We start from the raw sequence: 22,285 nt of genomic DNA on the forward strand, positions 1-22,285 counted from the left end.
CCTTAGTTTATTATAATATCGACTGAATTTTAGTGAGTTGCGCATACTAGCATAAATAACCGATGAATAAACGCATTGACAGCAAATGTTCCTGTGAATATGGGATAATGGTCAGTCTGTGTTTAAAACAAGCTGAAAACACCTTTAAAGTGCCTCTATACATCACAATTAAAGCGCTTATATAAAAGCATTATCATTGTCCGCTGATTAACGGCACTTTAAAAATTATCAAATAAGTTGAATTCATTATTAAAATTATTAAGTTATCCGCCTTTGTAGAGTCGCAGGCGGTGTACCTGCAGCACTCGCATTTCTAAGGAGCTCGGGTATAATGCGTCGACTTCGGATTAAGAGAGTAAAGTGAATGCCTTCAAATAATGATGCACTGACGGATAATGTAGATCCTAAAGAAATTGAAAAATTTTCCGCAATGGCTGAGCAGTGGTGGGATTTAGAGGGAGACTTTAAACCTCTGCATATGCTTAACCCGACTCGACTGGAATATATCGAACAGGGTGTTGACGGGTTATTTGCAAAATCTATTGTTGATGTCGGCTGCGGCGGCGGTATTCTTGCTGAGAGCATGGCTAAACAAGGTGCACAAGTAACCGGCATTGATATGGCACATGCGTCATTACAAATTGCCCGCTTACACGCTTTAGAAACGCAGACAGAACTTGATTACCAGAAAATAACTGCAGAAGAATTTGCTGCTCAGCATGCAGGACAGTTTGATGTGGTTACCTGCATGGAGATGTTAGAGCATGTTCCGGATCCGGCTTCTATTATTAAAGCCTGCTGCGATATGGTCAAACCCGGGGGCTTTGTCTACTTTTCAACGATCAATAAAACCTTTAAAGCTTATTTAATGATGATTTTAGGCGCAGAGCACTTGTTAAAGTGGGTGCCTAAAGGTACACATGAATATGAGAAATTTATCCGCCCTTCTCAGCTTCTGGCCGCCATTGATAAAACAACTTTAAAATGTGAAGATCTCTGCGGCGTGGAGTTCAATGCCTTTGCGGGTGAATTTAGCATTACAGATAATGTAAACGTAAATTATATGCTTCGCTGTCAAAAACTGGCTTAACTGCTTAACTGCTTAGCTAAATTACTGCTTACTGCACAAAAAAACGCTGGACCAACGCCAGCGTTTTTCTTCATTAGTTAATATGTTCTGCCTGACTGTTAATAAGCAGTTTACATTAAACCAGTGACTGACTTTTAGCAATCGGCTCTAAACACGCTTCTAACTCTTCATCCGTTGTCGGCATCATGCCAAGCTCAAAAATCTCCCTAGATCCAAGCATATATGCACTAGTATCACCGTGATCATGATGAAACCACTTACCGTGTAGGCAGATATCTGTATAGCATTTTGGCTGCATAAGTAATTTCATAAAATTCCCCTTTCTATTCAAGTTAAACGTTATTTTCCTTAACGCCCTGCTTTTTGTTAATTTAATATTAGTTAATATTTTTATTAACAATTAATTAACTTATTCGTTTTTCCTATAAAACCTGATAAATAGCATGGATATATTGATTTAGATCAAACCACAAAGCATAGTTGCCGAGTTGTAACAAGTTTGTTACAAGTTTTGTGACATTCACCACTGATCACCGCTGCGCCTGTCATAAATCAAACCTCACTGATTCACTTAGGCATAATCAATGCCAGTTACCATAGCTCTAAAGGGTGAAATGATTAATAAATCACCAAAGCATGAACTCAACGGCAGTTCAGAAAATAATATTTTTTGTTTCCAGATTGTTTCCTTGCGGTTAATTAATTTACAAATAATCGTTGCATTTCACTAAAAACAGATCCGCCATAAACCTTCATGTTAGTTAACACTAACCCACTTTTTAGGTTTTCCGTTTATCCACAATTTTATCCACTTCCCCTTTGAAAAGATTCACTTGAAAAAAACTTAAAAACCTTTATCTTGTGCCTCTTCGTTTACTAACACACAATATCTTGTGTTTTAAATAATCAGTTCACACAATTACCAAACTGCATTTAAGTCGCCTGAGTCGCATTGCTGTCGCCAGAAATAAGGTAGCCACAATGAATAAAAACCTGTTTGTCACTAAACGTAACGGTAAAAGAGAAAATATCGACCTCGAAAAAATTCACCGCGTCATTACCTGGGCCGCGGAAGGTCTGGATAACGTTTCAGTCTCACAGGTTGAGTTAAATTCTCATATTCAGTTTTATGACGGTATCCGCACCGATGATATTCATGAAACAATAATTAAAGCGGCCGCCGATCTTATTTCTGAAGAGTCTCCTGACTACCAGTATCTGGCAGCCCACCTGGCGGTATTCCACCTGCGTAAAAAAGCTTATCAGCGCTTTACGCCGCCCAGTGTTTTTGAACATGTCAGTAAAATGTGCTCTAAAGGTAAATATGATCCGCACCTGCTGGAAGACTACACAAAAAAAGAATTTGAAGAGATGGAGAAATTCATCGACCATGACCGTGATTTAAACTTCTCATATGGTGCGGTTAAGCAGCTGGAAGGTAAGTACCTGATTCAGAACCGGGTAAACGGTGAAATCTACGAAAGCGCGCAGTTTTTATATCTTTTAGTATCAGCCTGCTTATTTGCAGATTACGATAAAGACGTTCGCTTACAGTATGTTAAGCGTTTTTATGATGCTGCGTCGCAGTTTAAAATTTCACTGCCGACACCTATTATGTCAGGTGTACGAACACCTACTCGTCAGTTCAGCTCCTGTGTATTAATTGAAACCGGCGACAGCTTAGATTCAATTAATGCAACGGCAAGCTCAATTGTAAAATACGTATCACAGCGCGCGGGCATCGGCATCAATGCAGGACGCATCCGTGCTATGGGCAGCAATATTCGCGGCGGCGAAGCTTTCCATACGGGTTGTATCCCATTTTATAAATATTTCCAAACTGCCGTAAAGTCATGCTCACAAGGCGGTGTTCGTGGCGGTGCGGCTACGGTTTTCTATCCTATCTGGCATTTAGAAGTTGAATCACTGTTAGTGCTTAAGAATAACCGTGGTATCGAATCTAACCGTGTCCGTCATTTAGACTACGGCGTACAGCTGGGACGTTTATTTTATCAACGCCTGATTGACAGAAAATCCATTACCCTGTTCAGCCCGTCGGATACTCCCGGATTATATGATGCATTTTTTGAAGACCAGGATGAATTCGAGCGTTTATATGCCTTATATGAAGGTGATAAGAGTATTCGCCAAAGTTCAATTCCAGCAGTTGAGTTATTCTCATTACTGATGCAGGAGCGGGCAAGTACTGGACGTATCTATATTCAGAATGTCGATCACTGTAATACGCACAGCCCCTTTGATAGTAAAGTTGCGCCGGTTCGTCAGAGTAATTTATGTTTGGAAATTGCCCTGCCGACTAAACCTCTGCAGCATATTATGGATGAAGAAGGTGAAATAGCGCTTTGTACACTATCAGCATTAAACTTAGGAGCTATTGATTCACTTGATGAGTTAGAAGAGCTTTCTGAGCTGACGGTTCGCGCTCTGGATAACTTATTAGATTATCAGGACTACCCGATAAAAGCGGCTGAAAACAGCAGTATGGCGCGTCGTACATTAGGTATAGGGGTTATCAACTATGCTTATTATTTAGCGAAAAACGGCGTTAAATACTCCGACGGCAGTGCCAATAACTTGACTCATAAAACCTTTGAAGCAATTCAGTATTACCTGTTAAAAGCATCAAATAAACTAGCCAAAGAACGCGGCGCCTGCCCTAAGTTTAATGAGACGCGTTACTCTCAGGGTATTTTACCGCTGGATAACTACAAAAAATCCTTAGATGATATTTGTGATGAAGAGTATCACTTAGACTGGGAAACGCTGCGTGCAGATATCGTTAAAGACGGCTTACGTAACTCCACTCTGTCAGCATTAATGCCGTCAGAGACTTCAAGCCAGATTTCCAATGCGACTAACGGCATTGAACCGCCGCGCGGATTTATCAGCGTTAAAGCCAGTAAAGACGGTATTTTAAAACAGGTGGTTCCTGAGTATGAAAAGTATAAAGAGAATTACGAACTGTTATGGGATATTCCAAATAATCAGGGCTATTTAGAGTTAGTGGGTATCATGCAGAAATTTGTCGACCAGGCAATTTCAGCAAATACTAACTATGACCCTAAACGTTTCGACGACAGTAAAGTACCGATGACCAATCTGTTAAAAGATCTCTTAGTTGCCTATAAAATGGGTGTTAAAACATTGTATTACCATAACACACGTGACGGTGCAGACGATGAAAAAGTCATCGAAGATGACGGCTGTGCCGGCGGTGCCTGCAAAATTTAAGGCCCGGTTCATTAATAATAAGCCCTCTTGTAATGACAGGGCTTTTTCAGTTTATAATTACCTTTGACTAATCCAATAATAAATACCATCAGTCAAAAAACAGAATATGGAGAAGCACAATGGCTTACACTACTTTCTCAAAAATCCCTAATGATGCACTTAAAGAGCCGATGTTTTTTGGCAACCCGGTTAACGTTGCCCGCTACGATCAGCAGCGTTTTGAAGTATTTGAAAAGCTTATTGAAAAGCAGTTAAGCTTTTTCTGGCGTCCGGAAGAGATTGATGTCAGCCGCGATCGCATCGACTTTTTGAATCTGCCCGATCATGAGCAGCATATTTTTATCTCCAATTTAAAATATCAGACACTGCTTGATTCCATTCAAGGCCGCAGCCCGAACATCGCTCTGCTGCCGATTGTTTCACTGCCGGAACTGGAAACCTGGATTGAAACCTGGTCATTCTCAGAAACCATTCACAGCCGCAGCTACACACATATTCTGCGTAATCTGTTTACCGATCCTAGTGAAGTATTTGAAGATATCGTCACTAATGAAGAGATTCAAAAGCGTGCTTCTGATATTGCCGGTTATTATGATGACCTGATTCATGCGACACAGTTTATGCAGCTGCACGGTTTAAAACAGACTGAGACCGATTATATTAATCTGCACGGTCATAAAGAAACTCTGACATTACGCTCACTTAAGAAAAAACTTTACCTTTGTATCTGCTCAATTAATGCCTTAGAAGCGATCCGTTTTTACGTATCATTTGCCTGCTCATTTGCATTTGCTGAGCGTGATTTACTGGAAGGTAATGCCAAAATCATCAAACTGATTGCCCGTGATGAAGCGCTGCATCTAAATTCAACTCAGCAGATTTTAAACCTCTGGGCTGATGGTAAAGATGATCCGGAAATGGCTGAAATTGCTATTGAATGTTTTGCCGAAGGACGGGAAATATTCATGCAGGCGGCAGAGCAGGAAAAAGAGTGGGCAAAATATTTGTTTAAAGACGGCTCAATGATCGGTCTTAATGAAGAGATTTTATGCCAGTACGTTGAATATATTTCTAACCAGCGTATGCAGGCAATCGGTTATGAAGCGCCGTTTGACGTTAAAAGCAATCCAATCCCGTGGATAAACCACTGGTTAGTAAGTGATAACGTACAGGTTGCACCGCAGGAAGCAGAGATCAGCTCTTACTTGGTAGGACAAATCAATAGTAAAGTTGACAGTGACGATCTGAGCACTTTTGAGTTATAAGCGGGCATGTCAGCAAAATTAACCGTCGACGGTATTGAATATCCATTAAATACAGAAAAAACACTGCTTGAGAACTTAGAATCTCAGGCAGTTAAAGTGGAATTTCACTGCCGCGACGGTCACTGCGGCGCATGCCGCTGCTTATTAATAAGCGGGCAGCCTGAATATATCAGCTACCCTATGGCGTACCTGCGTGATGGGGATGTGTTAACCTGCTGCTGCACCGCTAAAGACGATATCAAACTCGCCACTTACCGCTGAATTATCAGCGGTCAATACCATCCGGCTGCCTATTAATTAGCGGGCAGCCTGAATATATCAGTTATCCCATGGCGTACCTGCGTGATGGGGATGTGTTAACCTGCTGCTGCACCGCTAAAGACGATATCAAACTAGCCACCTACCGCTGAATTACCTGCACAACCCCAGGATAACGATCGGCCGGTCTATATCGCCCTCCCATAGACCAGCAGCTATCTAAACCGACTTGAGTTATAGACAGTTTAACGCCGGTAGAAGGCTGTTTTTTCAATACTCTGCAGAGAAGAAACCTCTTCACCCTGCATACGTTTAACCAGAAACTTACTTAATTTTCTACCTATGCTGTGCAGATCTATTCGAAATCCGGAAATAGGATGTGCAAAAAAACTTGGTAAATCACAGGTTTCTACGGCAACAATATCAATATCTTTACCTACTTCACAACCAGCATCCTGAACACCAGCAGCTATACCACAGGCACTAATTTCAGAACTGCAGATAATGCCGTCAGGTATACTGCTGCTTTGCATAAGCTTAAACGCAAACTCGCGATAATCAGTCACATCAGTGTCAAAAATAATATCCAGCTCTTTTGTAAAACAGCCGCCGAACTCCATCGATGCACGTTTAACACCATAAAATTTATGCCAGGAAAAGGTGTATTCCTGTGCAGAGCTCAGTAATTTAATATTAGATCTATCCCGCTGATACAGGTAACTTGCAGCACGATAGCCAAGGTCATAATTGTCGGTATCAACATAAGCATGCTCAATACTCATCTCCGTCTGCCCGAAAGTAACAAAAGGCACATTCTGTTCAGTCAGATAACTAACACGCTCATCTTTCGCCTGCATAAGATTACAGATAATTCCACCGGCCAGATTATTTTCAACAGCATATTTCACCGAATGTAGAGGGTCAACTCCCGGCTCCAGAGGCAGCACGGTTAAATTAAACGGTGTCCCTTCAATACCCGCGGTCAAACCTTCTATTAAGGCAAGAGTGCCGATATCCCCCATAAAATCTCCCGGCTTGGTAACGGGCAAAATAGCGCAAATATTATAATTAATACCCGTTCGTAGCCCTAAACCGGAAAGGTTCGGGCTGTAACCTAATTTATCCGCAGCGGCTTTTACTTTATCTTTTGTCGGCTGCTTTACATCCTGTCCGTCTTTAAGAGCGCGTGATACCGTGGTAACAGATAAGCCTGTATATTCAGCGATAGTTTTAAGCGTGGTTTTAGCCATAGTAGTTCTCAATATTCAAATTATTAACAATAATTTTGTAACGTTAAGAAAATTGTCATATTAAATATTTCTCCTCACGTTAAACACCCGGCCCTTCAAACAATTAGCCCCGATGCTGAGACTATACCTAATAGTAGTCATTAAGGCAGTGTTTTTATCAAAAAAAATGACAAATAACTTACAAGGAATTCACGCAGGCATAGTAAAGGTGCACTTAGAAAACCTATGAGCATAAACAAAACAAGCGCACTTAAAGCAGTGTGAATCATGAATCTTCACTAATAATCAGCACTATTTTCTAGCCATCTCCCTGAAGTACTTTATATTCAGCCGGCTAAAAAACACAATAAAACAACACAAGCCGTAACGTTACAACAAAGTTCATTTTAAAAATAATTTTAGAAGCACATCACAAAGGCAAGTTAAGCAAGCCCAATCTTGATTGCAAGAAACTATAGTTGCTGATAAATTCGCCTTAACTTAAATGAAAATCGTAACGTTTCGATTTCACCAGTGTTTGAGTATTTAGCTCAAAAGCCGGCACTTTTAAACGTTCAGGATTACCAGTCATCGCTATGACTGCGCGTATTTATCTCTTTATGCGGACCTTTGAGTTAAATAATTTTCAAATTTAAAGTGGATTTTTTTGGAGTACATCATGATTAAAAAAATAGTTCCGTTTCTACTCGCCGCCGGGGTATCAAGCCCAGCACTCGCGAGTGAAATAGTGGTTGCAGCCCAACAACAGGAACAGGGAAATGTTGCCCTGTACAATAAATACAGCCATAGCTTTACTACCAGTGGTCACAAATTCGATAACCCGTTTGATTCAAAAGAAATTAAAGTTGACGCTCTGATCACAACACCGAGCGGAAAAAAGATCACCATGCCGATGTTCTATAAAGGCTCGGAAAACGGGAAAACATTCTGGGGTTTCAATTTTGCACCGCAGGAAAAAGGCCAGTATCGATACCAGGTTGCCGCCAGCCACGAAGAGCAGAACTTATTGACTAAATCATTCGAATTTGTCTCTTTAAACTCACAAGATAAAGGTTTTCTAAGCAAGGATGAAAACCAGGGGAGCTGGGTATTTGACAACGGCGAACGTTTTCGCGGCGTCGGCATGAATATCGGCTGGGAAGCGCGTTTAAGCATTGGTGACAATCCGGAATATACCTATGAGTACTGGATGCGTCAGATGAAAAAGAACAAAATAAACCTGGTCCGCACCTGGGTTAACGCACCGTGGAACATTCCTCTGGAATGGAACAAACCTGTCTACGGCCGCTACTCAGACTATAACGGCAAGGGTCTGCATCCTGAAGCGATTGAGCGTTTTGACTACCTTATTGATAATGCGGAAAAGAATGATGTAAACCTGATTTTAGTAATGGATTACCATGGTTCTTTATGGGCCAAAGATTTTGATAACTGGGGTAATGATTTTTGGAAATCTAACCCGTACAACGTAAAAAACGGCGGTCCGGCAGCCACACCTGAAGAATTTTTTACTCACCCTGATGCTATCTCCCGCTATCAGGATCGTCTGCGCTACATTGTTGCACGCTGGGGTTACAGCACCAATATAGCCGCCATTGAATTCTGGAATGAAGTTGATAATGCCGTCTACAAAGAAGATCAGAATATTTCCGATCAGGCGGTTACCAGCTGGCATAAAACCATGTCTGAGTATCTGGATAAAACGGATCCGTACAATCACATTCAGACCACCAGTGTCAGCCATAAAGAGATTGAAGGGTTATTCGCCAGTGAAGGTTTAGATCTTATTCAAACGCACTTATACGGTATGTCCGCTGTTGCCACTGAAAAAAAGATTAAGGAACTTTCGCAACGTTACGACAAAAGTTATGCCGTAGGCGAAGCAGCACTTGGCTGGGAAGGTGTACAGGATCGAATTGATGAATACGCAGTACATCTGCATGAAAGTATGTGGATCAGCATGTTCAGCAAAACACCGTTTTTACCTATGACCTGGTGGTGGGAAGACTATGACGCGGCAGGCAAAAACTTCCATCTGCAGTATGCGGCTGAATTTATCGACAGATTAACCGCCGGTGATGAACTATTTGCTAACAGTGAATCAGTAAAAGTTAAGTACAACCTGATGAACCGGGCTCTAAAGAATAAAGATACTCATTATATCTGGGTTAACAATACCAAAAGAGCTGATTTGAAAAACGTTACCGTTACTCTTTCCGGCGGACAGAGCGGTGAACTAAACGGGACCTATGAAGTTGAACTTTACAATACCTGGACAGGTAAAACGACCGAATTAAACAAGGTTACAGCAAACGAAAATCAGATAACCATACAGCTGGCCAAGCTTGCCAGCAAAAAAGATGTTGTCTTGATTTTAAACCCAACCATTTTATCTAACTAATCTTAAAGAGGCTTTAAGGATGAAGAAACACATATTATCTTGTTGCGTGATTGCAGGCGCAATGTTATCAGCTCCGACAATGGCTTTAGAATCTCCAGAATTTATTGGTTATGCTAAATGGGGAAAAATGTATACCAACAGTGATGAACGTAATAACGGCTCAGGTGAAGTAAGCGGTGTAATTGCCACTACAGGAGGTTTTGGTAATTTTCGTTTAGGTAATGAAGCAAACTGGTGGGAAGCAGGATTAACCGGTGATGTAGCTAAGATCAGTAACAGTGTTTTTGATGTAACCTGGATGATAGGTAACGGCGGAGGAGACTGGAGCTCAATCCGTACCCAGCAGATGTATGTCGGGGCAACCGATGTAATCCCGGGCCAGCCGCAGGCAGAAGTCTGGGCCGGACGCCGTTATTACCGCCAGCATGAAGCATTCCTGATCGATGTTAAGGTTTGGGATACTTCCGATACCGGTATCGGGATTGAAAATATTGACCTTGGATTTGCTAATGCACACTTTGCCTGGTTTGCACCGGATGCAAAATTCGGTCAGCCGACAGAAGAGCCGGATCAGTACCAGGCCGGTGCTATACACAGTTTCGATTTCCGTATTTCGGATATTAATCTGGGCCGAGGTGCAGATCTGACACTTGGTATTAACTATGCCACCCTGCAGAATCGCGATCTATCGCCTGCTGAATATAACATCAGCAATGACGGCTATATGTTAACTGCGGCATACAATCAAATATGGTCACGCGGTACTAACCGTATGACTTTACAGTATGGTGTAGACGGTTTAGCCGGCGGCCTGATGGACGGTGTAGGCACTACAAATAAATATTTCCTTGGTCTGGAGCATGAAGGCAGCAGCCTGCGTTTTGTGGACAACGGTGAAGTGCGTTTGAGCAACTCGATTGACATGATGTACGTACTTGCTTATCAGAAGATTGATCTTGATAACGGCAATGGTACAGAGTGGGCTAGTATCGGTATCCAGCCGCAGTATGCCTGGAACAGCTTCCATACTACTGCATTTCAGATTGGCTACGATATGGCTAAAGACCAGACGAACATAGGTAAAAATGAAACATTCAAAGCGACCATTTCTCAACAGATCCAGGCGGGTCCTGGAGTGTGGTCACGCCCGGCAATACGTATTTATGCAAGTTACGTAGAGCAGGCGGAAGAGTGGAAACCAGCCAGTTCAGAATGGTTTGACCGTATTCCCGGTGCAGCTGCATCTAGTTCACATATAGATACTTCTGAATATGTCTTTGGTTTTAACTTCGAAGCATGGTGGTAAGCAGGTATAAATAACCACGCCCCAGCAGCCCTTCTACGCCCCCAAACAGCATATGCTGTTTGGGGGCTGAATCATTAAACAGGCAATAAGACTATGAAAAAAATATTATCCGTCGCTTTATTAATCCTATTTCAGTCCGGCTGCAGTACTCGTTTTTACAGCAGCGCCGATATGAATTCCTTACCCGCCACTAGCGAAGCAAGTTTTGCAGCTGCTTCAACAGACAGCAGCTGCTGCGATTCTCTGCAGAGCATCCCTTTAACACCTCTGCCGCTTGATACTCAGACATTCAGTACTTTTGACAACGGCAGCCCAAAATTAAAATTTGCAGAAAATAAGCGTTTTATCAGCGCTTATCAGCTCCCTCAAAACGCTGATATATCGCAGTTAGATGTTGAGGCGATTGTTATTAACAAGACCGTTTTTGCCCCTTTGGTTCTATTTTACGATGCGCAGTGGAATAAACTAAGCCAGATTAACAGCGAAACCTTCAGCTATTCTCCGGCTAGATTCACCGATCCGGATCGTTTTAAAAACTCCATATCACTAACATCGGCGGATACAGCTCAGGCTCGTTACCTGATAATCACTTCTGACCCGCAAGCTTATAATGAAAAAATTCAACTGGCCCACCCTGAAGAACTTTATGCCAAAAATCGCGGCATTATTGCACTTAAGCGCCAGAAAACTTATGCGGCCTTAGTGCCGACTGGCGTAGTACGCTTAACCCTGAAATCTAAGAGCATTATCACTGAGATGCTTTCCGGCGGCAGCTCCCAGCCTGCCGGCTCACTCAGCAGCTACAAAAAAGTCACAGGCGTTGTCAGCAGCACAGCAGCTGAAAGCGATCTGCGCCATAAAGCCATAAAAACGGCTGTTGACAAAAAAGATTTCAGCACGGCTATGCGTTTGGTTAAGGAAGCCGAACAAGCGGGTGATAAAGAAGCAGGCCAGCTGTTTATCGAAGCACTGCAGCAGATTCAGCAAAGCGCCCCGGATATAACCGAATAACCCGCTAATTCCTGCATAACCAGTCTACCTCAAGAGGCAGAACTGCTCGAGGTAGACTGGGTATAACCGTTAATAAAAGGATTTATTATGCACCACACAACAAAACTATTTTTAATCCTGTTTCTGGCAGTACTGAATGTATCCTGCTCTTCAGGAATCAGACAGGCGAATATTTCAGCAGCAGATCAACACATTCAGTATAGCGGTAGAATTGATTTCAGCACTAAGGAAGCCCCCTATATTACCTGGCCTGGTACTATGATCCAGGCGAACTTTACCGGGACTTCACTAGCCGTTATTCTGGACGATACACTGGGTAATAACTACTTTAATGTTTTTCTGGACAATGACTGGCAAAACCCGATTGTGATTGACTGTAAAAGCGGGCGTAATGAATACCTGCTGGCAGAAAACCTTAGCCCGGGCAGTCACTCGCTTACCATCAGCAAACGCACAGAAGGACATGAAGGCGGTACTTATTTTCACGGATTAATCCTTGATAAAGATGCCCGCCTTAACACGCCCCCCCCCCGCCCTTTGCGCCGTATTGAATTTTATGGAGATTCAGTAACCAGCGGTTTAGGCAACGAAGCTGCAATGAGCGCCGGCGATAAAAACATGGCGGAAAAAAATAATTACTTAAGTTACGCGGCAATAACAGCAAGAGCCCTGAATGCTGAACATGTCAGTATCTCTTCCAGCGGCATAGGTTTAATGGTCAGCTGGTTTAACTGGACAATGACAGATTATTACGATCAGTTAGACGGCAGCGGGGTTAACGGGAAAAAATGGGATTTCAGTCAATGGACTCCCGATGTTGTCGTTATCAACCTGATGCAGAATGACAGCTGGCTGGTTGACAGTGAGTTCAGCCCTCCTCCGACAAAAATGCAGCGTATCAAGGCTTATTATAATTTTATTTATACACTGCGAAGCAAATATCCTGATGCACATATCATTGCCGCGTTAGGCGGTATGGATGCAGTCAAACCAGGCAGTCCATGGCCAGAATATATCCGCAAAGCAGTGGCTCAATATCGTAAGGATTTCAATGATAACAAAGTCGACAGTTTCTTTTTTGACTATAACGGCTTTAATAAGCACCCAAGGGTAAAGCACCATCAGGCTATGGCCGATAAGCTGACGGCCTTTATCAGTGAAAAAATGAACTGGCACCTGAACTAAAACTTACATCTGCTCGATAAACGGCTTTCGAGTCTGCCGTAAAGCAGCTCAAAGCCGCTTTACGGCGCAATATCCCGCTCTTCAACAGCCCGGCAGTTAGCAGCCTTTTAACGACTAAAATACTCTAATATATAAATCTATTACTCAGCCTGCTGTTCATAACAACACAGATCCAGCTCTTTCCTCAGCCTATATTTTTCCGGCTCATTTCTCTATATAAAAACGATTCAAAGTGCACAACGAATTCAATAAACAGGCAGGCGGTGAAGGCCGTAAGCGCAGGGACAGTTCAGCAGCCTGTAAGCTGCTGGTTGAAACAGCAGAAATACCTGAATATCTACTGCATTCACGGGGAAGCTGCTTTTAGAAAAGATATTCACAGTACCGTGCAGCCCGGGAAGAAGATGATTACAGAAATGCACTGAAGAGAGAAACTATAACCTAAGTGCCTGTTAATTCCGTTACAGCCGGTCAGGCTGTAACGGAATTAAAAAGTGCGCTTTCTACAGGTTATAAAAAAACTGCCGGAGCATATAAGTGTGCTCCGGCAGCTGCTGAAAATGTACTAACAACATCAGCTAAAGAGATTAAAGGCTGCTTACAGTGAGATTACCCAGCTGTGGTGCCCAGCCGTTGGTATCATTGAGAGAAATAGGGAAAGTAATACGCAGATATTTGTTACCGGCTTCTTCGGTAGTACCGGTATAAGTGACCTGCTGCCAGTGATCGTAAATATTTTCATCTTCATCAATAGCCAGATCCAGCGGCATATAGTTTTCTCCATCACTTGAAACTTCGATAGAAAAATCTTCAACTCCCAGCTCCATTTCATTACGCCAGAAGAAACTGTCCACTATCACAGTTTTGATATCATTGTCAAAAAGGTAGGTGATTGTTTCTGCATCGTTGTATTTTCTTAATACGCGATCAGTATCACCGCCGAAACGATCATAATCATCGCCTTGTTCAAACTGCAGATTACCTGAATTCTCCATCGCCAGATCCAGGTTTGCCATGGTATCGACAAAAATCCCTTCATTAAAAGCGGCAGGTCCCGCAGGACCAGAAGATGTTGCGCACGCAGTTGTCATACCGACAAACATCATAACTGATGCTGCCCTGGCTAATTTTTTTAAGCCTAATGATTTATTTATGTTACTAACAGTAAAAATAGGATGCATTTTATACCTCGGTTATAAGTAGATTTATAATTGAGCTCAGTTATACACTTAACCGGCAGCGCGGCAGGCTTTTAAATTCCTCAGCGGCCTGAATAACAACGTTACAATTAAGTAATATTCGAAGCTTTTGTTTGTTATCTGTCTTGTGCTGCAGATTACCTCATGCTGAGGCACAAAAACGGATCTTAGATAAACAAAAAAGCAGCCGGAGAACCGGCTGTTTTTTAGTTAGCAGTTAAAAGGCAGCTTAGTCTTTAATATCAACCTTTAAATAACCCAGCTGCGGTGCCCAGGGCTTGCCGTCTCCGGTTGCAGGGAAAATAATCTTCATATAACGATAACCTTGAGACTCGTCTACAGCTGCCGTATACGCCACTTTTTTAAAGTAATATTCACCGCCGCCGTCAGTTATCGTGCTGTTTAGCACTTGATTATCATAACTGCTGCCGTCCACTGAAAGTTGTACAGTAAAGTTTGCAGTTCCAGCATTGCCGTTATCAAAATAGGTATCGAGAACGATTGACTGAATATCATTCGCCAGCTGATAGGTTAACGCATTAGCTTGATCCTCTTTGCGTTTTACACGATTATCATCACCGGCAAAATTAAATGAATTACCTGTCTCAGCAACAAGGTTTGCAGTCGCCCATTCATCCATGTAATACACTTTACTTAAATCCGTATAATGATCTTCTAAATACAGATCCGGAGCCGCAACATTGGTAAATGAAACCAGGTTAGAATAAACACTCTCCTGCTCCAGACCAGTGCTGGTTTTATTAAAGGCTTTTACCCGGTAAGAATAAGTTGTATTAACCCCTACAGTAAGGTCGCTGAACAGTTTCTGAATAGATACATTTTCATGAACCACCTCAACACCAGTAGAGTTATCTGTCACAGATACCTGCATATAATTAGAAGCATCAGTGCCGCCGGTAACAATATCATTACCAACTACAATCCAGTTTACTTCAGCACTGCAGTCGTTAGCCTGATCGCAGCGCTCAACATCATAATACTGGGCATTTGTAACCCCCTGCCAGCGGATATCTGCAGCAGAAGTGACAGGCAGCATTACCGGCGTACCGTTAGGTGCCGGCAGTTCCGGTTTAGTTTCAGCATTTATTTCATAAGCTTTAGCCCAGACGGAGTTAATTAAAGCCAGCTCTTCATAACTGTCATTTTCAGCAAAACCCGGCCAGTGATAAGCATGGTAAACAACGTTATCTTCTTTTTTGTTTAAATATCCGCCCTGTGCATCCTGTGGACGCAGGCTCCAGAGCATAATACCCGTTGCTCCTTGATCAATAACGCTCTGTATAACAGCATTAATAGTATCAATGCCGCTGAGACCCGTTTCACCAACAATAAAAGGTTTGCTGTTTTTGGTCATATTCCAGTCAGCTAAGAAGCGGGCAGTATAATCACCACTGGCCTGCGATCCAGTACCGTAATAATGGTTGGAAATAATATCAACATTTGTATCCGCAATTGCAACCTCAGATATTCCGTCAAATGAACCATCCATAACCAGGTGATTTGCATCTATTGACTTAATATAAGCGGCCATTTCCGTTGTCCAGGCACTTGGAACAGAGGGAAGCTCATTACCGGTTTCCCAGGCGAAAATCGCCGGATCATCCTTATATTTAATACCTGAAATAGTATTTGTACGGTTTAATACATAATCAACAATGGTTTTATAATCAGCTTTTAACTGCGGATCGGTAAAGAACTCTGCTTTCGTTTTACCGCGGTTAGCCGCATATTCACTCATACCGCCCCACCAGGACCAATTATCTATCAAAGGTAGAATAATGCGGACACCATGTTTATTCGCAAGGTCAAGTGCCAGATCCAGATCAGCAAACAGGTCTTCATTGAACTGCAGCTCATTATTACTGCCGAAGGTAATATGAAACGGACCATCAGGGTTATTCGAATTTTTCACCGACAGCACATAACTGCGGGTGACTTTACCGCCCATAGCAGCGATACTTTTTAGCGTATCTTCTGTTTCAAAGGGATCAATCGGACGCCAGAAAGGACTTTCCTGCATAAACAATTCAGGCGTGTTAAAGGAAACAAAGCGGAATTCACTGCTGCCGTCAAACAGTTTATTACCCTCTGCGCCCAGACCACGGGTTACGTAATAATCAAACTGATTATATGTCGCGTCGGCAACTTCAGGCGGTACAGCTAACGGAGCCTGGCCGCCGGCAACGGGTCCAATATTTCCACCAAGACCTCTGACATTATCGGCAGCATGAGCTGTATTTTCAGTAACATCAAAAAAAACATCACCTAACTGCGGGTTCCATGGTAATTCATCATTACCCTCAAGCACCGGAAAAACAATTTTAATGAAATCATAACCTGCCGGGATATTCTCCAGATTCGTTTCCATTTGATTTACCCAGTCAGAACTTACACCGGTTGCAGCCTGCACAACAGCAAAGGCTTTATAATTCTCACCTGTTTTTGAAAGGAAAATCTCAAAACTACTGCTATCAGCAACCTTCTTATCGTAATAAGTGACTAATTTAATGTTTTTGATATCACCATTAACAAGATATTCAATCTCCTGTGCCGTATTATCCCCGCGCTTTAAGCGAGTACTGTCATCGGAGTAATATTCAGTATTTTGATCATCTACTGCAATATTATTTGAATATGTAAGCATGGCGTCGAAATTTGTAATATCCACAGCAGTAAAGTTAGCAGGAACACTGCCGCTGTTACTACTACCGCCCCCAATAGCCGCACTATCTGCAGCTGCATCAGGCTCTACGACGTTACACGCCGACAATGCAGCAATAGCGGCTGCAGCGGCAGTTAATTTAAATGTACTTTTAACCATTTGACTTCCCTTCAGTAATTAATACAGAGCAGATTATTCCGTTTAGACCTAACCCTGTCTTGTTATTGCTGTGATGATGCCGATAAACATATCCCTTTAATAAGCTGTTTTATCATCACCCTCCCCCTTGAAATTGTAACGTTACGATTTTTAAAATACCGATATGGTTACTAACTGGGTACAAACCAAATCTAGTCGATACCAGCAAAATATATAAGCCTGTTGCTTTGCTTTTGCGAGCTTGATCTAAGTTAGCATCTATTTTTAGATCCAGATCATAACGTTACGATACATATAAGAATGATAATTATTCGATATAACAAAACTACAGCATACGAATTCAGTTTTTATCTGACGCGGCGGTGCTTTTAATAAACACTGCCGCCGATAAAATCAGAGCACCACAAAAATCAAAAAATCTTATGCAGATAATCACAGTGATGTTTTCCGCTAAATAACTTATTCAACAATATGAAACATGGTAGAATTCTCGAATTAACGGACTGAATAGTATAAATTTTAAATATGGCAACAATTAATGATGTATCACAACTCGCCAATGTCTCTATTGCAACTGTTTCTCGTGTGCTCACGGGCAGCCGCGGAGTTCGGGAACAAAGCCGTAAAGCGGTGCTTGATGCCGTTCGTGAATTAAATTACCAGCCGAATACCATTGCACGAAATCTGGCAAGACAAAAATCTGACAATATTTCCATCCTGCTTTCCGCAGAGGATCAGGTTAGATTTGCAAAAATGCTGCCTTATCTGGAGAAAAAACTGTCCGAATTAGGCAAGCATATGATAGTGCATTTTTTCCACAATGAAGAAGAACAAGGCAAACGCCTGCAGAAACTAACTGAAAGCAGCAGCGAAGCAGTTATTTTACTCGGCGGATATCACACCGATCTGCAGTCACCTAAACTACTGAAAGTCGATAATAAAAACTCTGACGATAACAGCTCCCTCAATTACGATTATAGCCAGGCAGCCGAAACGGCAACCAGATATCTGATCAATAAAGGCCACCGGAATATCGGCCTGCTTATTGACTCCCGGGATGATCAGGGCAGTAAGGATATGATTACAGGTTTGAAAGTTGCTCTGCAGGAATTTGCCAGACCGCTTAACAGCCAGCTTATTTTTACCACAACTCCCAGTTCGGATCAGACAATCATATCACTGGTTAAAAACAACAGAAAATGTACCGCAATGATTGTTAAACGTGATCTACAGGCTGCTGAAATAATGAATCAACTGCGCGAATTTGATCTTCATGTCCCTAAGGACTTATCAGTTATCAGCCTGGAAGGCTCGCAGCTGGCGCACTACCTGACACCTAAACTAACCACTATTACTTACCCTTACGAGCTTATTGTGAATATTGCTTTAACACGTTTAGAGTCAATACTGAGTGAGATTAATGTTTATGATCCTCCAGCTGATGTGCATACAATTACAGGCCGCTTAGTAACTGGAGATTCTGTTATTACTATGCAGTAATCCCTTGAGAATTATTCAGTTTAAAAGAGCACAATATTCAGCTGTGCAGCCGGAAACGGTTTTTATCCGGCATACAGTAATGATAAAATAATACTCTGAGGATCTGCGCTTTAATCATGGCAGACAATACTGCAGGGGAAGTTCAAAGCAATAAAAGACGGCAAAGTTAACACCTGGAGATTTAACTGCACCAACAGCTAAGCACTTTTTCAATAACCGCTCTTTGCACTTTTACTCTATTAAATACAATGTTTTAGAATGCTTTTTTCTTTGATTAAATACGATCATAGAGCGAAGCGAATGACGCTCTTTCACCTGTTCTGCGGACAAAAGTTCTTTGCGTTTTTTTGATTTATCAGCCCGGGCACGGTTAAGTGCGGCACATCTGTTTTCAGTCAGACAACGCAGACATTTATTAGTTGCTGTTGACTCTTGTAATCCATGGATTTTACATTCAATCAAAACTTACCTCACTTTCCTAATAACAGCCTGAGACGGTTGTTGTTCATAAGCGCGATACAGAGACCATTATTTTCCAGCATAGTCTTAAACCACCGCCCTGACTTTTTAATTTGACTGTTCAAACTGTTTTCAATATCAACTTCGACAAAACCAAAACGGTTTTTATAAGTACTAATATCCTCTTCAGTCAAACAGCACAGACACTTTTCTGCAGCTATTGATTCTTGCAGTCCATGAATTTTACATTCAATCAAAACTCACCTCACTTCCCTGGTAATGTCTGAGAACAGTAGGTAGTCATGACCTCATGCCGAGATCATGACTTAATCTGTTAAGGTTTTAAAACAGATTAGAAACCATTATTTTCCTGCACAGTCTTAAACCAGCGGCCTGACTTTTTAATCCGTTTTTTCAAGCCGTTTTTAATATCAACTTCAACAAAACCATAACGGTTCTTATAAGCATTCGTCCATGACCAGTTATCCATCGCCGTCCACAGGTGGTAACCACGACAGTTCACTCCCTCTTCAATCGCTTTATGCACCCAGCGCAAGTGATCTTTGATAAACTCAATCCGGTAGCCGTCTTCAATAATACCCTCTGCATTACGGAACTTTGCTTCACCTTCAACACCCATCCCGTTTTCTGAAATAAAGCATTCAATATTATGGTAACGGTTTTTTACTTCAGTCAGCAGGTCGTAGACACCCTGCTCATAAATTTCCCAGCCGCGATGCGGATTAATTTTCTTCTCCGGCCAGTCATATTCATCGAAAAATGATTCCGGCATCAGCGGAGCACCAGCATCAAAGGGAGTTTCTTTGGCTTTAACACGACGCGGTGAATAATAATTCACTCCAAGAATATCAATCTTGTTTTCGGCAATAACCTTAAGTTCATCGGCACTCATATCCGGTGTCAAACCATGCTGCTGATAGAAATTCAACAGTTCCTGCGGGTAGCGTCCGTCAATTGCACAGTCCAGAAAAGGACGGTTGAACAACAGCTCTGCCAGTTCCTTTGCCTTCACATCTTCCGGGTTATTCTCATCACGCGCATAAGTCGGGCACAGGATCATAATTGAACCAATTTTTCCCTGTTTCCCGGATTTCCGGTACTCTTCAATTGCCCTAGCCTGCGCGTAAATCATATTATGCTGAACCTGAACTGCCCGGGTATAATCCTGCACACAGGGATAATGCCAGCCGCGAATATAACCACATTCAACTACCGCAAGCGGTTCATTAAAAGTGAACCAGTATTTAACCCTGTCGCCGAATAATGCAAAGGCTTTACCGGCATACAGAGCATATAATTCACAAATTTCTTTATTTTCCCAGCCGCCGCGCTCCTGCAGTTCAACAGGCATATCAAAATGGGCCAGGTTAATAAAGGGCTCAATGCCCTGAGCCAGCAGTTCATCAATCACATTATTATAAAATGTCACTGCTTTCGGACAAATTTCTCCCGTTTCAAAGTTGCGGATCAGACGCGACCACTGGATAGAGGTACGAAAGCTGTTGTGACCGGTTTGTTTTAATAAAGCGATATCATCTTTATATGTCTGGTAAAAACCGCTGGTTAATTCAGGACCAACGCCGTCAAAAAAACACTCCGGCTGCTCTTCGAACCAGTGATCCCAGATATTTTTATGGAGTTTATCCGCAGCGCCTTCAGCCTGTGGCCCGGATGAAGCACTGCCCCACCAGAAATTCGTCGGGAAAGTTAAAATAGACATAAAACCTCAACTGTTGTTTGAAAATTTAAATAATAAGTGAATAAATAAGAGCAGCGGCTGCTCTTATTATCATTAAGCTGTTCCTAAATCAGGTACTGCTATTTGTGCTTCTGATTCTTTCTCTTCCTGCAGTTCTTCATGATAGTACTGACGGTCAAGAATACGCACAAACGGCAGGTAGATAAGTGTAATAAGAACTAAATTAATCAGCTGCATAACAGCACCTTTCACGCCCGCAGTTAAAAAACCAGAGATAAAAATAGGTGTTGTCCATGGAATAGGCATGCCGTTTGGACTCGGCACCAGGCCGATATAAGTAACAAAATAGGTGAATAATGCAATTAATACCGGACCAAGCACCCAGGGAATAAGCATTACCGGATTAAGAATAAGGGGCATACCGAATATAATCGGTTCATTAACATTAAACACATTCGCCGGCAGCGCCATTTTACTTAAAGACTTAAGCTGACGGGATCGCCCGACAATAAACACCGCAATAATCAGACCTAATGTTAAGCCGCTGCCGCCCATCAGCAGGTAAACTGAACGGAATGAACTGGAAACAATGTAAGGCACTTGTTCGCCGGCTAAAAATGCCGAGTAGTTCTCGATAGCTAATGAATCCAGCACCGGCGTCATCACCGAGTTAACCACCATGCCGCCGTGAATACCCAGTACCCACAGCAGCTGCTCAAATAAAACAATAACGGCAAGCGCTATCGGCCCGTCGGTAACATTCTGCAGCGGTCTCTGCAGTATGCTGTAGATAATACTGTGCAGGCTTTCAAATGAAGACCAGTCAACCAGAACTTTAATCGCGATAAAAACAGCTAAAGTAAGAAACACCGGAACAATCGCGTTGAATGATCGAGCCACTCCCTCTGGAACACTTTCCGGCATTTTAATATATAACTTACGGTCCATAACAAATTTAACGATATGAGTTACCAGGATACCGACAAAAATGGATACAAAAATCCCTTTTGCCCCCAAGTATTCCAGTGATAATCCTTTAATACTGCCTCCCTGATCCAGTTCAATGGAAAAAGGCAGCAGTAATAAAAAACAGATCAGCGTAAGTACGGCAATCATCAGTGCATCAAGTTTAAATGCTTTGGCCAGATTATAACCAACTGAAATAGCGGTGATCAGCCCCATCATGCCAAATGTGACATCGGCTATTCCCCACATATAACTGGACCAGTTTTCGCCCAGCAGATCTGCCATAAACGGCCCGTATCCCGGTATAGGGAACGCGGCTATCAGCAGAAAAATAGATCCGGCAATCAAGAGCGGCATATTAACTAAAAATGCATCCCTGATAGCATTCAGATACGTATTCTTTGAAAATGCTTCTGCTACCGGCAGCAGATAGCGTTCAAGTTTATCAAATATTGTTGTCATAAATTCACCTGTTAAATCCGTTAAGTATTATTAAGCAAAGTAACAATGCTCTGCTGAGGTAACATTAAATCCAGCAATTACCGTAACGTTACAATACACAAACGGACAGAAACGGTAAA

At 42.2% G+C, this 22,285-nt stretch carries 16 protein-coding genes; 9 read left to right on the forward strand and 7 right to left on the reverse strand.

Annotation, left to right across the window (positions count from 1 at the left end):
• The first annotated feature begins 364 nt into the window (after positions 1-364).
• Positions 365-1,090, forward strand: a complete 726-nt coding sequence (gene ubiG / locus G337_RS0107680) for a bifunctional 2-polyprenyl-6-hydroxyphenol methylase/3-demethylubiquinol 3-O-methyltransferase UbiG (RefSeq protein ID WP_028863379.1) — start codon at positions 365-367, stop codon at positions 1,088-1,090.
• A gap of 115 nt (positions 1,091-1,205) precedes the next feature.
• Here ubiG and G337_RS0107685 read toward each other — a convergent pair whose 3' ends face one another.
• Positions 1,206-1,388, reverse strand: a complete 183-nt coding sequence (locus G337_RS0107685; protein WP_342665392.1) for a hypothetical protein — start codon at positions 1,386-1,388, stop codon at positions 1,206-1,208.
• Between the two features lie 683 nt (positions 1,389-2,071).
• On the opposite strand from G337_RS0107685, the gene nrdA reads away from it, so the two are divergent.
• The 3 genes from nrdA (at position 2,072) to yfaE (ending at position 5,868) form a co-directional block, all read left to right on the forward strand.
• The gene (gene nrdA / locus G337_RS0107690; RefSeq protein ID WP_028863381.1) at positions 2,072-4,342 is read left to right on the forward strand and encodes a class 1a ribonucleoside-diphosphate reductase subunit alpha; all 2,271 of its coding nucleotides are present in this window, start codon (positions 2,072-2,074) and stop codon (positions 4,340-4,342) included.
• A gap of 119 nt (positions 4,343-4,461) precedes the next feature.
• A complete protein-coding gene (gene nrdB, locus G337_RS0107695) occupies positions 4,462-5,607 on the forward strand; it encodes a class Ia ribonucleoside-diphosphate reductase subunit beta (RefSeq protein WP_037027211.1) in 1,146 nt (381 codons plus the stop codon).
• A 6-nt stretch (positions 5,608-5,613) separates the two neighbouring features.
• Complete coding sequence (yfaE, locus tag G337_RS0107700; RefSeq protein WP_037027212.1) at positions 5,614-5,868, forward strand: class I ribonucleotide reductase maintenance protein YfaE; 255 nt, start codon at positions 5,614-5,616, stop codon at positions 5,866-5,868.
• A gap of 242 nt (positions 5,869-6,110) precedes the next feature.
• Here yfaE and G337_RS0107705 read toward each other — a convergent pair whose 3' ends face one another.
• Positions 6,111-7,115 (reverse strand): LacI family DNA-binding transcriptional regulator, encoded by a 1,005-nt coding sequence (locus G337_RS0107705; RefSeq protein ID WP_028863384.1) that lies wholly within the window; start codon positions 7,113-7,115, stop codon positions 6,111-6,113.
• Between the two features lie 658 nt (positions 7,116-7,773).
• On the opposite strand from G337_RS0107705, the gene G337_RS0107710 reads away from it, so the two are divergent.
• From G337_RS0107710 to G337_RS0107725, 4 genes are all read left to right on the forward strand, one after another.
• Entirely contained in the window at positions 7,774-9,516 is a 1,743-nt protein-coding gene (locus G337_RS0107710; RefSeq protein ID WP_028863385.1) for a DUF5060 domain-containing protein, read from the forward strand.
• Positions 9,517-9,535: 19 nt separating this feature from the next.
• Positions 9,536-10,822 carry a carbohydrate porin gene (locus G337_RS25800; protein WP_084605312.1) on the forward strand — a complete coding sequence of 429 codons (1,287 nt, stop codon included), beginning with the start codon at positions 9,536-9,538 and terminating at the stop codon, positions 10,820-10,822.
• A gap of 93 nt (positions 10,823-10,915) precedes the next feature.
• Positions 10,916-11,833 (forward strand): MalM family protein, encoded by a 918-nt coding sequence (locus tag G337_RS0107720; RefSeq protein WP_028863386.1) that lies wholly within the window; start codon positions 10,916-10,918, stop codon positions 11,831-11,833.
• An 87-nt stretch (positions 11,834-11,920) separates the two neighbouring features.
• Complete coding sequence (locus tag G337_RS0107725) at positions 11,921-13,018, forward strand: SGNH/GDSL hydrolase family protein (RefSeq protein ID WP_028863387.1); 1,098 nt, start codon at positions 11,921-11,923, stop codon at positions 13,016-13,018.
• A gap of 587 nt (positions 13,019-13,605) precedes the next feature.
• Here G337_RS0107725 and G337_RS0107740 read toward each other — a convergent pair.
• Both G337_RS0107740 and G337_RS27625 read right to left on the reverse strand, forming a co-directional pair.
• Positions 13,606-14,199, reverse strand: a complete 594-nt coding sequence (locus G337_RS0107740; protein WP_028863388.1) for a hypothetical protein — start codon at positions 14,197-14,199, stop codon at positions 13,606-13,608.
• A 247-nt stretch (positions 14,200-14,446) separates the two neighbouring features.
• Positions 14,447-17,059: a glycoside hydrolase 5 family protein gene (locus G337_RS27625; protein WP_051303061.1), complete on the reverse strand. Its 2,613-nt coding sequence runs from the start codon at positions 17,057-17,059 to the stop codon at positions 14,447-14,449.
• A gap of 525 nt (positions 17,060-17,584) precedes the next feature.
• Between G337_RS27625 and G337_RS0107750 the strand changes: the two genes are divergently transcribed.
• Positions 17,585-18,559: a LacI family DNA-binding transcriptional regulator gene (locus G337_RS0107750; RefSeq protein ID WP_028863389.1), complete on the forward strand. Its 975-nt coding sequence runs from the start codon at positions 17,585-17,587 to the stop codon at positions 18,557-18,559.
• Between the two features lie 470 nt (positions 18,560-19,029).
• Here the strand turns inward: G337_RS0107750 and G337_RS29525 are convergent, their stop codons facing one another.
• The 3 genes from G337_RS29525 to G337_RS0107770 form a co-directional block, all read right to left on the reverse strand.
• Positions 19,030-19,275 carry a family 1 glycosylhydrolase gene (locus G337_RS29525; protein ID WP_028863390.1) on the reverse strand — a complete coding sequence of 82 codons (246 nt, stop codon included), beginning with the start codon at positions 19,273-19,275 and terminating at the stop codon, positions 19,030-19,032.
• A gap of 95 nt (positions 19,276-19,370) precedes the next feature.
• Entirely contained in the window at positions 19,371-20,759 is a 1,389-nt protein-coding gene (locus G337_RS0107765) for a glycoside hydrolase family 1 protein (RefSeq protein ID WP_028863391.1), read from the reverse strand.
• Positions 20,760-20,831: 72 nt separating this feature from the next.
• Entirely contained in the window at positions 20,832-22,166 is a 1,335-nt protein-coding gene (locus G337_RS0107770; protein WP_028863392.1) for a PTS sugar transporter subunit IIC, read from the reverse strand.
• Positions 22,167-22,285 lie beyond the last annotated feature (119 nt).

The sequence above is a fragment of the Psychromonas aquimarina ATCC BAA-1526 genome (assembly GCF_000428725.1).
Classification (GTDB): Bacteria; Pseudomonadota; Gammaproteobacteria; order Enterobacterales; family Psychromonadaceae; genus Psychromonas; species Psychromonas aquimarina.

Bases quoted from the DNA above. Each gene is read 5' to 3' on its own strand.
- ubiG (WP_028863379.1), top strand. From the start codon at position 365: ATGCCTTCAAATAATGATGCACTGACGGATAATGTAGATCCTAAAGAA.
- G337_RS0107685 (WP_342665392.1), bottom strand. From the start codon at position 1,388: ATGCAGCCAAAATGCTATACAGATATCTGCCTACACGGTAAGTGGTTT.
- nrdA (WP_028863381.1), top strand. From the start codon at position 2,072: ATGAATAAAAACCTGTTTGTCACTAAACGTAACGGTAAAAGAGAAAAT.
- nrdB (WP_037027211.1), top strand. From the start codon at position 4,462: ATGGCTTACACTACTTTCTCAAAAATCCCTAATGATGCACTTAAAGAG.
- yfaE (WP_037027212.1), top strand. From the start codon at position 5,614: ATGTCAGCAAAATTAACCGTCGACGGTATTGAATATCCATTAAATACA.
- G337_RS0107705 (WP_028863384.1), bottom strand. From the start codon at position 7,115: ATGGCTAAAACCACGCTTAAAACTATCGCTGAATATACAGGCTTATCT.
- G337_RS0107710 (WP_028863385.1), top strand. From the start codon at position 7,774: ATGATTAAAAAAATAGTTCCGTTTCTACTCGCCGCCGGGGTATCAAGC.
- G337_RS25800 (WP_084605312.1), top strand. From the start codon at position 9,536: ATGAAGAAACACATATTATCTTGTTGCGTGATTGCAGGCGCAATGTTA.
- G337_RS0107720 (WP_028863386.1), top strand. From the start codon at position 10,916: ATGAAAAAAATATTATCCGTCGCTTTATTAATCCTATTTCAGTCCGGC.
- G337_RS0107725 (WP_028863387.1), top strand. From the start codon at position 11,921: ATGCACCACACAACAAAACTATTTTTAATCCTGTTTCTGGCAGTACTG.
- G337_RS0107740 (WP_028863388.1), bottom strand. From the start codon at position 14,199: ATGCATCCTATTTTTACTGTTAGTAACATAAATAAATCATTAGGCTTA.
- G337_RS27625 (WP_051303061.1), bottom strand. From the start codon at position 17,059: ATGGTTAAAAGTACATTTAAATTAACTGCCGCTGCAGCCGCTATTGCT.
- G337_RS0107750 (WP_028863389.1), top strand. From the start codon at position 17,585: ATGGCAACAATTAATGATGTATCACAACTCGCCAATGTCTCTATTGCA.
- G337_RS0107765 (WP_028863391.1), bottom strand. From the start codon at position 20,759: ATGTCTATTTTAACTTTCCCGACGAATTTCTGGTGGGGCAGTGCTTCA.
- G337_RS0107770 (WP_028863392.1), bottom strand. From the start codon at position 22,166: ATGACAACAATATTTGATAAACTTGAACGCTATCTGCTGCCGGTAGCA.